This window comes from Prevotella pallens (genome assembly GCF_900454935.1).
GTDB classification, from domain to species: Bacteria; Bacteroidota; Bacteroidia; order Bacteroidales; family Bacteroidaceae; genus Prevotella; species Prevotella pallens.
Window position 1 is genome coordinate 1979361 of the sequence record NZ_UGTP01000001.1, and the last position, 12715, is coordinate 1992075.

At 36.7% G+C, this 12715-nt stretch carries 11 protein-coding genes; 4 read left to right on the top strand and 7 right to left on the bottom strand.

All coding sequences use genetic code 11. The features are described 5' to 3' along the window. Positions 1-369 precede the first annotated feature (369 nt). The 4 genes from DX009_RS08260 to purL all read right to left on the bottom strand — a co-directional run bounded on the left by DX009_RS08260 (position 370) and on the right by purL (position 7023). Positions 370-1923 (bottom strand): HNH endonuclease signature motif containing protein, encoded by a 1554-nt coding sequence (locus DX009_RS08260; protein WP_006044268.1) that lies wholly within the window; start codon positions 1921-1923, stop codon positions 370-372. Positions 1924-1993: 70 nt separating this feature from the next. Beyond that, on the bottom strand, positions 1994-2569 hold the full coding sequence (locus tag DX009_RS08265; protein WP_115083842.1) for a chromate transporter: 576 nt from the start codon (positions 2567-2569) through the stop codon (positions 1994-1996). Between the two features lie 5 nt (positions 2570-2574). Beyond that, on the bottom strand, positions 2575-3186 hold the full coding sequence (locus DX009_RS08270) for a chromate transporter (protein WP_006044266.1): 612 nt from the start codon (positions 3184-3186) through the stop codon (positions 2575-2577). A gap of 93 nt (positions 3187-3279) precedes the next feature. After that, a complete protein-coding gene (gene purL / locus DX009_RS08275) occupies positions 3280-7023 on the bottom strand; it encodes a phosphoribosylformylglycinamidine synthase (protein ID WP_115083662.1) in 3744 nt (1247 codons plus the stop codon). A gap of 1544 nt (positions 7024-8567) precedes the next feature. On the opposite strand from purL, the gene DX009_RS08280 reads away from it, so the two are divergent. Genes DX009_RS08280 through DX009_RS08295 form a run of 4 tightly spaced genes read left to right on the top strand, consistent with a single transcriptional unit; the run spans position 8568 to position 10346 of the window. Then, positions 8568-9089 carry a hypothetical protein gene (locus DX009_RS08280; protein WP_115083843.1) on the top strand — a complete coding sequence of 174 codons (522 nt, stop codon included), beginning with the start codon at positions 8568-8570 and terminating at the stop codon, positions 9087-9089. A gap of 37 nt (positions 9090-9126) precedes the next feature. Then, the gene (locus DX009_RS08285; protein WP_115083663.1) at positions 9127-9483 is read left to right on the top strand and encodes a hypothetical protein; all 357 of its coding nucleotides are present in this window, start codon (positions 9127-9129) and stop codon (positions 9481-9483) included. A 22-nt stretch (positions 9484-9505) separates the two neighbouring features. After that, positions 9506-9904, top strand: a complete 399-nt coding sequence (locus DX009_RS08290) for a DUF2750 domain-containing protein (RefSeq protein WP_115083664.1) — start codon at positions 9506-9508, stop codon at positions 9902-9904. A gap of 4 nt (positions 9905-9908) precedes the next feature. Further along, on the top strand, positions 9909-10346 hold the full coding sequence (locus tag DX009_RS08295; protein WP_115083665.1) for an SMI1/KNR4 family protein: 438 nt from the start codon (positions 9909-9911) through the stop codon (positions 10344-10346). A 315-nt stretch (positions 10347-10661) separates the two neighbouring features. On the opposite strand, the gene DX009_RS08300 is transcribed toward DX009_RS08295, so the two are convergent. The 3 genes from DX009_RS08300 to DX009_RS08310 form a co-directional block, all read right to left on the bottom strand. After that, positions 10662-11519: an OmpA/MotB family protein gene (locus DX009_RS08300; protein WP_006044258.1), complete on the bottom strand. Its 858-nt coding sequence runs from the start codon at positions 11517-11519 to the stop codon at positions 10662-10664. Positions 11520-11704: 185 nt separating this feature from the next. Then, positions 11705-12109: a hypothetical protein gene (locus DX009_RS08305; protein WP_115083666.1), complete on the bottom strand. Its 405-nt coding sequence runs from the start codon at positions 12107-12109 to the stop codon at positions 11705-11707. A 103-nt stretch (positions 12110-12212) separates the two neighbouring features. Next, positions 12213-12674 (bottom strand): serum opacity factor, encoded by a 462-nt coding sequence (locus DX009_RS08310; protein WP_115083667.1) that lies wholly within the window; start codon positions 12672-12674, stop codon positions 12213-12215. Positions 12675-12715 lie beyond the last annotated feature (41 nt).

Below are 12715 nucleotides of genomic sequence, written 5' to 3' on the forward strand. Positions count from 1 at the left end.
TGTTTATAAGTTAATGTAGGAAACTCTATATTAAAAAATAGAGAAATACACTATGGACTAAAGTTACTACAAATGTAAAAGAAAAAAGCGTTACGTTCAAATTTATTGCAAAATATTTTCCACTTTATCTTTCTTTTGCCCTTATTCTCTCTTGTTTTCTTATATTAAAAGTGAGAAATGCTGGTTATGTTCAAAATAATAATAAGAAATTTAAAAATATTAATTACATTTCTCTTCATTTCTTATTAATATTCATCTGTGTTTTAATGAAAAAAGCCATATAGCTATAGTGGTTTCAAAGTTAAAACACTTATTTTGCTTTGTGCCACTATAGCTGTACGGCTCGTACAAGAGATATTGTTGTATATTTTATTTTACAAGCACTTTTTTTCCATTTACAACATATACGCCTTTGGGTAAATGAGATGTTTCGGCTTTGTTACTTATTTTTTGTCCATAGAGCGTATAAACGCCCGATGTGTTTTTATGTGTATTGTTTTCTACATTTGTTATGCCGGTTACAACTTTAACAAATTTGTATAGTTGCACTGGTTTCTGTGTGGTTGTGGTGTAAGTAGCAAAACGTGCCATTTGTGTGTTATAGAATATGGAACGGTTGTCGGATAAGTTCGACTTTATTTCGGCATTTCCATCGTTAGAGAAAGTAATGGTCCACGATGCCGATTTATTTGTTACGCCTTCTAACACATTCTTTTTTGTTTTACTTATAAGGTAAACTTTTCCAGCAACATCGTATAATGCGTATGCGCCATCTGTTCCGCTTATGGTTATTTGGTGTGGGGTGTTGTTTCCATCAACTGCGGTTGTTATGGTAGAGTTGTTTATTTCTACATTTGCAGGCGCATAAAAGCTTGATGTTTTTGTTCCATCAGCCTTGCTTAGTGCTGTGTTTGCTTGTTCGCATACAATAATATATTGTGTTTCGGGCTGTAGTTCGCTACTTTTGGTTATTTTTTTAAACACATATTTATCGGTAGAATTTTCTGGATTAACAGGTTCTGTTGGATTTTCACCATTATGTCCTGGATAAACGCCTCCTATATCGGTAGGGTTTGCTGGGTTCGGGCTAACGTAATGGTCGTAGCTAAACTTATCGTTTACCTTATTTCCCCAAACATATTCTTCTAATCCGGGATAGTCTACATAAGGGTTGCGGTTTCCCTGAACTTTATAAACAGCTTCGTTGCGTAGAATTTCTTTTTGGCTCACGGGGTCTTCTTTAGCCCAACGCAACAGCATATCCATTTGCCACTTTACGTATGGCTTATATTCGTCGCCGCTCATTACGGGTGATTTCCAATTGGCAATGGCAGCTTCGTAAGCTGTAGCCATATAGAAGTATATACGTGCAAAGTCGCCTTTATATTCATCGGCAGGTTCAAACACTGTTCCTGTATAACCAGCGGTAGTGCATTTTCCTTTCTTTGCAAAGTTGCCTTGTCCCTTAAACATTTCACCATTGTTTTCGCCATAAGGTAAATTACCTCGCACGCTATTTACATACGTGTCTGACGGAACCACATGGAAAGCATCGTTGTGCATTGGAGTTTGCTTGTTAAACCAGCTCTTTGGTACGGAATGTTCACGATTATAACCATCGCCTTCACGACCGGAAGGGTGCCCCTGCGAAGAGCTACCAATTTCGTAGCTTGTTACTTTAGAATACATATCCCACAATTTGCCATCTGGACGCTTATCTGTTGTTTTGTAAGTTTGCCACAATCCGTTATAATCAGTAGTGTGCAGTTTTCCCACTATATGATACAACTTTGTTTTTAAAGTTTTACCAGAGAATCCATCTGCGCCTTTATAGTACGTTCCTGTACCATTAGGACCTTGTGCGTATACAGCTAAAGCAACGCTTAGAGCTACTAAAAGCAGCACTTGTTTTAGTTTAAACATAATTTTTCTTGTATTTATTCTTCAGTTTGAGTTATATCGTATCTATAAAATATTAATGTGCTTTAAGAGGCTAATACAGAAGTAACATTCCCGCTACTGCAGCATAACAAATCATTCTAATTGGATTTATCTTTAACCACATAGTTCCAATAAAAGTTGCAATAAACAAACCTATACTAATAGAAAATTGCCACACATTTATACTTGGCAGCGAGAAGTTTTCGGCATTGCAAAGCAACAAAGTAGCAGCAGCCAACAAGCCTACCACTACTGGGCGCAATCCCATAAATATAGATTGAACAGCAGGTGTCTTCATATATTTAAGAAACATCTTGCTGATAAGTAGCATCAAAATAAGCGAAGGTAACACTAAAGCAAACGTGGCGGTAATGCTACCAAATATAGCCATTGTGTTGGATAGTCCCATATTGTGCACAGCAGCGTAGCCACAATATGTAGCCGTGTTAATGCCAATAGGGCCAGGTGTCATTTGCGATATAGCCACAATGTTGGTAAATTCGGCAGACGACAACCAATGATGATGCATTACAGTTTCTGTTTGAATAAGCGAAAGCATTCCATAACCTCCACCAAATCCAAATAATCCTATAATAAAGAATGTATAAAAGAGTTGTAGAAATATTATCATCGCTATTCGGTTGGAACAATAAATTTACCATATAAATAGCCACCAATAGCGGCTGCAATAAGCACATATATAGGGTTCACGCCTAAATAAGCAATAAGCAAAGCTGTGAGAATTGGTATCCAACAGTTAGCGAGAGTTATCTTAGCACTCTTCGCAAGGCTAAACGTTGGCACAGCTATTAATGCAACAACTGCTGGACGAATGCCACGAAACATTGCCGCTACCCAAGCTATGTCCATAAAATGATGAAAGAACATAGCAATAAGAAGTATTATAAGGAAAGAAGGAAGTGCTGTACCCAAACTGGTGCACAATGCACCAGGAGTCTTTCGGATTTTGTATCCAACGAAGGTACTTATATTAATAGCAAATACACCGGGACAGCTTTGAGCAACCGCTATAAGGTCTACAAAGTCTTCTTTACTTATCCATTTTTGCTTATCTACAACTTCACTCTCTATAATAGAAATCATAGCATAGCCTCCGCCAAGTGTAAAGGCTCCTATTTTAAAGAATGTTTTAAAGGCATTCCAATAAATGGCAAGCCCATTCTCTTCTTTTTCAGAAGAAGATAGGCTTGCATTGTTAAGTTCTTTGTTTTTGTTGTCTAACATTTATTATTCTTATCGTTCGATTCTCACTCGTCGAAAAGTGCGTTTTCACGCTTTAGCAATACACTAAATAAAATTAGTATTCGCTCTTCCGACTTAATGAAGATGTTCTTCTACCCATTTGCGAGCATTCACAAATGCTTCTATCCATGGAGTAACCTCGTCGTTACGATGTTCCATAGGATACCAACCTTGTTGCCATGGAAAGATTGAACGCTCTAAATGAGGCATCATTGCAAGGTGTCTACCATCGTTTGAGCAAATACCTGCCACATTATAATTAGAGCCATTCGGATTACCAGGATATTGTGCATAATTGTATTTTGCCACAATATTATAACGGTCTTCAGGCTCTGGAAGCATAAACTTACCTTCTCCGTGTGCCACCCAAATACCAAGTTTATTACCGCTAAGCGAGCCAAACATTACACTCTTATTCTCTGGAATGTTCAGTCCTAAATAAGCACTCTCAAACTTATGACTATCATTATGCACCAGTTGTGTTCGATGCTTATGCTCTGGATTAATTAAGTTCAGTTCTACCATAAGCTGACAGCCATTACAAATACCAAGTGAGAGTGTATCTTTACGGGCATAGAACTTGTCGAGAGCTTGTTTTGCCTTTGGATTATAGAGGAAAGCTCCCGCCCAACCTTTAGCAGAACCGAGTACATCTGAATTAGAGAAGCCACCACAGAACACTATCATATTTACTTCTTCAAGTGTTTCGCGCCCAGAGATAAGGTCGGTCATTGTAACATCTTTCACCTCGAAGCCTGCGAGATAAAGACTATATGCCATTTCGCGGTCGCCGTTTGTTCCTTTCTCACGAATAATTGCAGCCTTTGGAGTTTGATGAGTTATAGGTGCATTATCTTTCCAACGGTTTGGATTTAAGCCATACTGTTGCAACGTACCAGTAAAGTCTGCATTGAATTTCATTTCAATAGGCTGTACCTTATAGTTGTTGTGGCGTTTCTCTGCTAATTCGTTTGCTGTTTGTTTACGGTCTAACAAATAAGATGTTTCATACCATTTCTCACGTAAAGCATCAATATCAAATTCGTGTTTCCAACTTCCGTCAGTAATGGTTAGCATTCTATTCTTAGTATTTGGATTACCAATGCGTGCAAAACCAATACAATTATCTTCTAAGAATGCCTTTACCTCATCGTTGTGTTCATCGGCAACTTGAATAATAACACCAGGATTTTCTGCAAATAACTTACGCACAATGTCATCGCCTTGCATATCGTGCAAATTAATATTCAATCCGCCTTCAGGATTTGCAAAGGTCATCTCGAGCAGTGTTGTAATCATACCACCAGCCGAAATATCATGTCCAGCAAGTATCCAACCACGTTGAATCATCTCTTGAATAGCATCGAAACAATCGCAGAAGTAGCGTGGTTCTTTTACAGTAGGAACGTCAGAGCCAACCTTTCCTAAACTTTGTGCAAAGGCAGATCCACCCAAACGCTGTTCATCGAAACTGAAGTCGATATGGTATAAGCGTGTTTTCTTATTATTTACTAACACTGGCGAAACCACCTTACGCACGTTGCTCACCTCTGCTCCACTTGAAACGATAACTGTTCCTGGCGAAACAATCTTCTCACCGTTAGGATATTGTTGTGTGAGCGATAGCGAATCTTTACCTGTTGGCACATTAACACCAATGGCACAACAGAAGTCTGACAATGCTTTCACTGCACTATAAAGGCGTGTATCTTCTCCTTTTTGTGCACGACAAGGCCACATCCAGTTTGCAGAAAGACTAATACTATCCATTCCTTCAGCAAGCGGAGCCCATACTATATTGGTTAAGGCTTCTGCTACAGATAGTACCGACCCTGCTTCTGGCGATGCCAATCCTGCCTGTGGAGCGTGTCCAATGGCTGTTGCTATACCTTTATAGCCACGATAGTCGAGAGCTACTACTCCACAATCGGATAGTGGCAATTGCACTTGTCCTTGACATTGCTGACGTGCTATGCGTCCTGTAACTGAGCGGTCTACCTTATTTGTTAGCCAATCTTTACAAGCAACGGCTTCCAATTGTAGCACACGTGCAACGTAATCGTCTATCTTTTCTATATTGTAAGTAACGTCAGCGTACTTGCGCTCTACTGTTTCGTCTTTCATTATAGTTTTTGGCGAATGTCCGAACATCTGCGCAACATCAAGATCAAATGGTTTCACACCATCTTTCTGAACAAACGAGAAGTGTGCATCGCCTGTAGTTTCGCCTACTACATACATCGGAGCGCGTTCGCGTTCAGCTATACGGCAAACGTGGTCTAAATGTTTTTCGTCTATCAACAAGCCCATACGTTCTTGCGATTCGTTTGCTATAATTTCCTTTGCGCTTAATGTTTTATCGCCAATAGGCAATTTATCCATTTCTATTTTGCCTCCGCAGTCTTCCACTAATTCGCTCAAACAGTTCAAATGTCCTGCCGAACCGTGGTCGTGAATAGAAACAACCGGATTTTCGTTTTCTTCTACCAATGCACGAACAAGATTATAAGCACGCTTCTGCATTTCTGGATTGGCACGCTGAATTGCATTCAATTCTATTCCGTTTGAATATCTACCTGTATCTACCGATGAAACAGAGCCTCCACCAAGTCCTATGCGATAGTTATCGCCACCCACCACAACTACTTTATTTCCTGGCTGTGGTTCTTTCTTTAAACAGTCGCGCTTTGTTCCGTAGCCTACTCCTCCAGCAAGCATTACAACTTTATCGTAAGCATATTTTTCACCATTTTCTTGATGTTCGAAAGTCAAAACAGAACCTGCAATCAATGGTTGGCCAAACTTATTACCAAAATCGCTTGCTCCATTAGAAGCTTTTGTAAGTATTTGTTGAGGTGTTTGATACAGCCATTTGCGCACTGGCAGAATGTCTTCCCAATCGCGTAAAGCTGGTGTCTTTCCATTTTCGTCTTTCAATCGTGGGTATGCCGTCATATAAACTGCAGTTCCAGCAATTGGCCAAGAACCTACGCCACCACCCATACGGTCGCGAATTTCGCCACCCGTACCCGTTGCAGCGCCATTAAAAGGCTCTACTGTGGTGGGGAAATTGTGAGTTTCGGCTTTTAACGAGATTACACTCTCTATGTTTTTTATCTTAAAATAGTCTGATGTGCTTTGGTTCTCTGGAGCAAATTGTTCTATTTCTGGACCTTCGGCAAAAGCTACATTATCTTTATATGCAGACAAAATTTTGCCCGGATTTTCTTTTGTAGTCTTCTTTATAAGGTTGAAAAGGCTGCTTTCCATTTTCTTTCCATCTATAACAAACTCTCCTCCGAATATTTTATGGCGGCAGTGTTCGGAGTTGATTTGTGCAAAACCAAACACTTCTGAATCGGTTAATGGACGGTTGTTTTGCTTCTCTACCTCATGTAAATATTCTATTTCTTCTGGCGACAGTGCCAATCCCTCTTCTTCGTTAAACTTTTCTAGGTTATCAATAAATTTTATGTCGGCTGGCTGAATGTCTACAGTAAAAATGTCTTGATTTAATCCATCGTAGTTTCTGAATATCATTCTATCTGGATTTGCCTCCATAGACTGTGTGGGGAAGTATTCTTCTATACGCGAAATGCCGTTGATACCCATGTTCTGAGTTATTTCAACGGCATTCGTACTCCATGGGGTTATCATTTCGCGACGTGGCCCAAGATAGTAACCCGACAGTTGCTTGTCGTTTATTAACTTTGCATTGCCGTAAAGCCAACTCAACTTTTCAATCTCTTCCTTTGTTGGATTATGGTCGATTTCAGTAGCAATTACTGTATCGTAAGAAGCCAAGAAAAATAGAATCATATTCGTTTTATGTAATTAGGTGTGTATCATAGAGGTGCTAAATATAATTAGTATACCTCTTATTTATAAGATTTTCTTTTGCAAAGATACACTTTAATCGAAGAAAGAACAAGAAAAAACTTCCTTTTTTAGGATAGTTAGCAAATTTAGTTACTGTATTTATTTAGTCTAAAAAAACTAATGCAAAGCCAAAACGACTATTAAACCAAAATTGGTCATTAGACTACAATATATATAGTTCTTATCACTATGGTATTGTTCCTAACATCTTTTATTTTCTTATCGGTATCTTGTCTGTCTTTGTAACTTTACATAATCCGCTACGCCTGCATTGCAGCAACAGGCAATCTGCTCGATAATAAAACAAAATTTGTTTAGGTTCTAATGAGTGATTTGGGGTAAACTGTAGCACCTTCATACCTTTTCAGCTACAACTTCGGTTACCTCTTGTTTTATGGTTGCAGTTTGTTTCTCTTTCTATCTTGCTACTGTTTGCTATGCCTTTGTTATAGGGTTAAATAACAGCACAGTTGGAAATATGCTAATAAATTATAAATAGTGCTTACTGCCTAACCAGCAAGTAATTAAAATTTTTCTTATGGTGATAAAAAAATGTAGAATACAGTTACCTTTGTTTTAGATATCTGAAACGATCGTCTTAGATATCTGTAACAATCGTCTTAGATATCTGTAAGTTGCAAATTAGATATCATAAAAAACTACAACCTTTATGAGGCTATATTCTAACACCTAAAAAATATTTCTTTTGTTGAACTGTATGAATTCTCTTATTATGTTATGTTGCTATTTAAGTATTATTGTAAAAGCCTAACCAACAATGTATAACGCCGAATTTAGCCATACTGCAAAGTTCGGCTATTGTTGTGTTGCAAACCCAAATATCAAATTAAGCAAAGCCACAACATTTATTAAATATGTATGTACGAAGAATAAGAAAATTCTATAACCGATATATAAAACAAATACGGAAACTCTCAACGAGCTTCCGCATTTATGTTGTTTAACTAAATTGTTATAGTCTATGAATAGAGAAAATCTCACGATTTCCTGATACCCTTTATTACAACCTGTTAAACTTTTACCTTTAAAAAATAACTAAAAACCTAAATCTATTACTACTAACCTAAACAATCTATTAACCTTTTGACAATGCAAAGGTACGCATAAATTAAACTTCCTGCAAATATTTCAAAGATTGTTTTGCCTAAAAAAGATAAATATTGATATAAATCAACGAAAATACGCAAAGAGGTTCTTATATTGCACAAAAATTGTATATTCTTGCTACATAAAGTCTTAACTAATTTGATGCCACTTAGATGGTTTTACAGAAATATTCATTGTTCGTTCTCCAAATGCCGTTCTTATTATCTTATATTTATGTATTTAATATTTCACTCTACATTTTTTTATACCAAGCAAAACCAGTCCAAATAATATTTCGTATATTTGCAACTGTTATTTACTTATTGTTGTCCATCAACATATAGATATAAAAACCAACCATAGACATGCAACAAGAGATGAAGAAATTTATTCTTTTATTGTTATTAGCTATCTGTTATAACATCTTACCAGCTTTAGCACAATATGAATATTCGCCTCAATGTAAAATGAATTTTGGCAAGGGAGAAGTATATTCCATAGAAGTGGGAGGCAACGAAAAGGAAAATAACGATACTATATTGGGCAATTCTGTTGCTATTATATTGCTGAAGAATGGTAAAGAGATATCACGTTTTAACACATTTACCATAGACGATAACTGTCCAGCCGATGGCTTCCGCGATATAAAAGTTAAAGGACATTACTTTACAGTAGAAGATTCGTACTGTGCAGGGTTCTATTTCGTATTAACTTACACTACATTCCGATACGACACAAAAAGAAAAGAGTTTGTATTGCATCGCTATGGTGAAAGCTATGTGTACAGAGGAGATCCTGAAAAGGATATACCCGACAACTCATACTTAGTGAAAGAGTATATTCCTTTCAGTAAAATAACAACCGAACTGTTGCTGGAGCTAAGAAATAATTTCAAGTAATCGAAAGAGTCATATACAAATATAATAAATCGTTCAAATGGATATATTATATATAAATAAGGAGAAAATACTCTGTAACTTCGAAGAATTGAGCAACGTATGGGATACTTCGACAAATATATCTCTACACCTGGACATTCAAATACCAGACTTTGAACTTATCGTTACTGAATTGCTGAAGAAGCCATTAAACGACTTAGCCTATAGCATTCTGGCAGAAATTGCAGAAAAGAACGGTTTAGACGAAAGATTGATGCGCTTGATTTATGAGCAAGGAGACAAGGCTTGCAAAGTTGCAATCTGTCTTCGGACCGACTTGCCAATAGATTTGAAAATAAAATGTGCACACTCTGACGATGCAGACATTAGAGAACATTACGTCAATATACCATAATTTGTATTAAACTAAAGAAACGATGAAAGTATCTAAACAAGAACTTGAAGCTGTAATAGCACTATCGCCAGAGAAACGTTACAACTACTTTGTAAAACGAATATGCGATTGGGAACAAGTATGGACGCTTTATGAAGACGATTATATCGTGCTGAACGAAGCAAAGAATGGCAAGCTCTATATACTATTGTTTCCGTTTAAAGACTTTGCTGAACACTATGCAACAAACACAAGGGGAATGAAAGGTGTTTCGTATAAAAGTTTTGAGATTAACGAATTTCTAGAAACAATTATAAAAAAGCTACAAGCAAACAACGTTAGTAATGCTTTGGTGTTTCCAGTTGCCAACGGTTATGGACTGAATGTATCTATGACAGATATGGTTAAAGATATTCAAAGCGAATTAGAGAACTATAAATAAAAGTATGAAGCAAAGCATTATTAAGAAATTGAGCGCCTTCTTTAAAGAAAATCCAACTCTATTGGGCGTTGCCGCTACCAACGAAGAAATTGAAAATGCCGAAAAAGAACTTCACTTAACAATAGATAACGACTATAAAGAGTTTATCTTGAATTTCGGAGGTGCGTATGCAGGCATAGCTATTTATGCTTTTAAGAACGGAACATCAATAGGGAAAGAAACTATTATTGACCTAACGATGAATGCGCGGAATCTTTTTAATACGGCAAATCTCTTCCCTGAAATAAATAATTGTCTTGTTTTCTCTGATGATGGAGCAGGTAATCCAATAGCAATAGCGCCGAATGGCGAGGTTATACTCTTTGACTACGACACTGAAGAAAAGCAAACGCTTGCCAATAGCTTTGAAAAACTGATTGAAGACAACTTTATCAACTGTTAAAACAAGACTCAACAAAGAAGCAAAACTATGAGCGGAAACAGAGAAAGATGAGGTAAGAACAAATAAAACGACTATAAAAAAAGTCTTCAAATATTGCATATTGCACATTTGAAGACTTTTCTATTGATAGATTTTTCTCAATCCTAATGTAGCAAATAATAAGTTGCTTCGCCAACCGATTTACCCGCATAGTAAATTACATAGCAACACAATGCAACAATGGTATAGCGTTTCATCAATCGCCTATATAATTTAAATGTGAGATAGATTTGCAGGAGATTTTGAAATTCTATCTATTGTTAAACCAAATTAATTCTATTTCTCAGCAGACTCTGGAGCCTTACCAATGAGGTCCATAAACTGATCGAGCTTAGGAGTAATTATAATTTGTGTGCGACGATTACGTTGCTTTCCAAGTTCTGTATCGTTGGTTGCAATAGGATTAAACTCGCCACGACCGCCTGCAGTTAAACGTTTTGGGTCTACACCGAAATGATTTTGCAAGTATTGTGCTACTGATGATGCGCGCAAACAAGAGAGATCCCAATTGTTACGAATATTCTTCATCTGTGCACTTTGTGTGTTTACAGGTACATTATCTGTGTTACCTTCTATCAAAACATCATAATCTCTGTAATCGGTAATAATCTTTGCTATCTTGCTAAGTGTTTGTTCTGCTCTATCGTTTACTTCGTACGAACCACTCTTATAAAGCATATTGTCTGCCAAAGATATGTAGACTACACCTTTCAACACTTGAACATCAACTTCTTTAAGTTCTTCTTTGCTAAGGCTCCGAGTAAGATTGTTGGTAAGAACAAGATTAAGAGAGTCGCTCTTCGTTTTTACTTCCACAAGATGTCTGATATATTGGTTACTCTCATTTATTTGATCTACCAACTTAGATATATTGATATTGTTTGAATTTGCATTATTCAAACTCTTATCAAGACTACCTTGCAATGCTGCAGCACTAGCCTTTGCCTGAGCCAATTGGTCTTCTAAGCTTCTAATTCTAGCATTATTTGCTGCAATTGTTTCCTTTGCATTCTGATATTCACTCGTTAATCGTTGATTTTCTGATTGGCAGTTTTGCAAATCTTTCTTGCTAGCACAGCCTGTCATTAACAGTGCGCCAGCACACAAGGTTAATACTAAAATGGTCTTTTTCATATTACTAATAGTTTTTTATTTATACTTTTTAAAAATCAACTTGCTACATTCAGCAAGCGCAGACACATTATGCCTGCTTATTGTACAAAGATATTCATTTTGTTGCAGATAGCTATAGAAGTAAGAAAGCTTTAGCTTATTTTAAGCGAGTTTAAGCATTTTCAAAGTAAAAACACTTATTTTCGTCATTCTATTGGTTCTACCTTAGGTGTTTTAATATCAGACGATGTTGTGCTATTATCGTTTGATTCTTCTTTTGTTGAAGGTGGTGGCGTAGCTGAAACATTAATTGGATCGGGTTCTGGAATACCTTTTACATTGCTATTAGCATCTTCTGTCTCAACATAATCTACCTTCTTATTTTCTTTTACTTCTACTTCTTTCGCTTCTTCTTTTGTTAATACTGGTATCTTCGATGTGGTATCTACGCCTATTACTGTTCCCGCCATATCTACTTCATACTTGCGTGGTGGTGCCATTGTACGTGTAGCCATAAGCACTGAAAGCAATATTGAGCCAAAGAAAAGTACTCCAGCACAAATTGCAACAATTTTAGTGTATGTTGGTTTCTTATTTTCTTGTGAGTTCATAAGTGCATTGTAGAATAACGAACGTATGCAAAAGCAATGTTACTACCATTGTACAAAAGTACCTAAAATATCTAATAATACCAAAGGAATATACTAAATGCTACTATTTCTTCTTATTTATCTGGCGATCGGATACTGCATCACTCGCATTATTGAGTGTCGTTCCTAGTTTATTTCCAAATCTTTTACCAGCATCGCTTATCTTTTTTAGAAACTTTTTTCCATTCTTTTCAGCTTTACCAGCTATTCGTCCAATAGCTTCAGACTCTCGCTCCATAAATAGCTCCATTCCATCTCCAATGGTACTAAGTCCTTGCTTTATTTTCTCTTCCGATGTATTCTTTTTATGCAATATAGTATCAGTTGTATTGATATTATTGTCTATAGTATTGTAAGTATGTCTTTTAACTTCCGTTCCTGTGTATTGTTTAATTTGCTTCTGTGTAGAAACTTGCTTTTTTGCAGGCATCGGATAGTTTAAAACAGCATTTGTCTGTGCGCACATACGTGTACCAATTCCTATAAACAGGAAGAATAGTAGCGTACAAATAATCTTTATTTTCATATCATCAGAAAGTTTGATTTATAGAAATAACGCAGAAATAC

Coding starts and splice junctions, on each gene's coding strand:
- DX009_RS08305 (WP_115083666.1), bottom strand. CDS start 12,109: ATGAACTCACAAGAAAATAAGAAACCAACATACACTAAAATTGTTGCA.
- DX009_RS08280 (WP_115083843.1), top strand. CDS start 8,568: ATGAAGAAATTTATTCTTTTATTGTTATTAGCTATCTGTTATAACATC.
- DX009_RS08310 (WP_115083667.1), bottom strand. CDS start 12,674: ATGAAAATAAAGATTATTTGTACGCTACTATTCTTCCTGTTTATAGGA.
- DX009_RS08285 (WP_115083663.1), top strand. CDS start 9,127: ATGGATATATTATATATAAATAAGGAGAAAATACTCTGTAACTTCGAA.
- DX009_RS08290 (WP_115083664.1), top strand. CDS start 9,506: ATGAAAGTATCTAAACAAGAACTTGAAGCTGTAATAGCACTATCGCCA.
- DX009_RS08295 (WP_115083665.1), top strand. CDS start 9,909: ATGAAGCAAAGCATTATTAAGAAATTGAGCGCCTTCTTTAAAGAAAAT.
- DX009_RS08270 (WP_006044266.1), bottom strand. CDS start 3,186: ATGTTAGACAACAAAAACAAAGAACTTAACAATGCAAGCCTATCTTCT.
- purL (WP_115083662.1), bottom strand. CDS start 7,023: ATGATTCTATTTTTCTTGGCTTCTTACGATACAGTAATTGCTACTGAA.
- DX009_RS08260 (WP_006044268.1), bottom strand. CDS start 1,923: ATGTTTAAACTAAAACAAGTGCTGCTTTTAGTAGCTCTAAGCGTTGCT.
- DX009_RS08300 (WP_006044258.1), bottom strand. CDS start 11,519: ATGAAAAAGACCATTTTAGTATTAACCTTGTGTGCTGGCGCACTGTTA.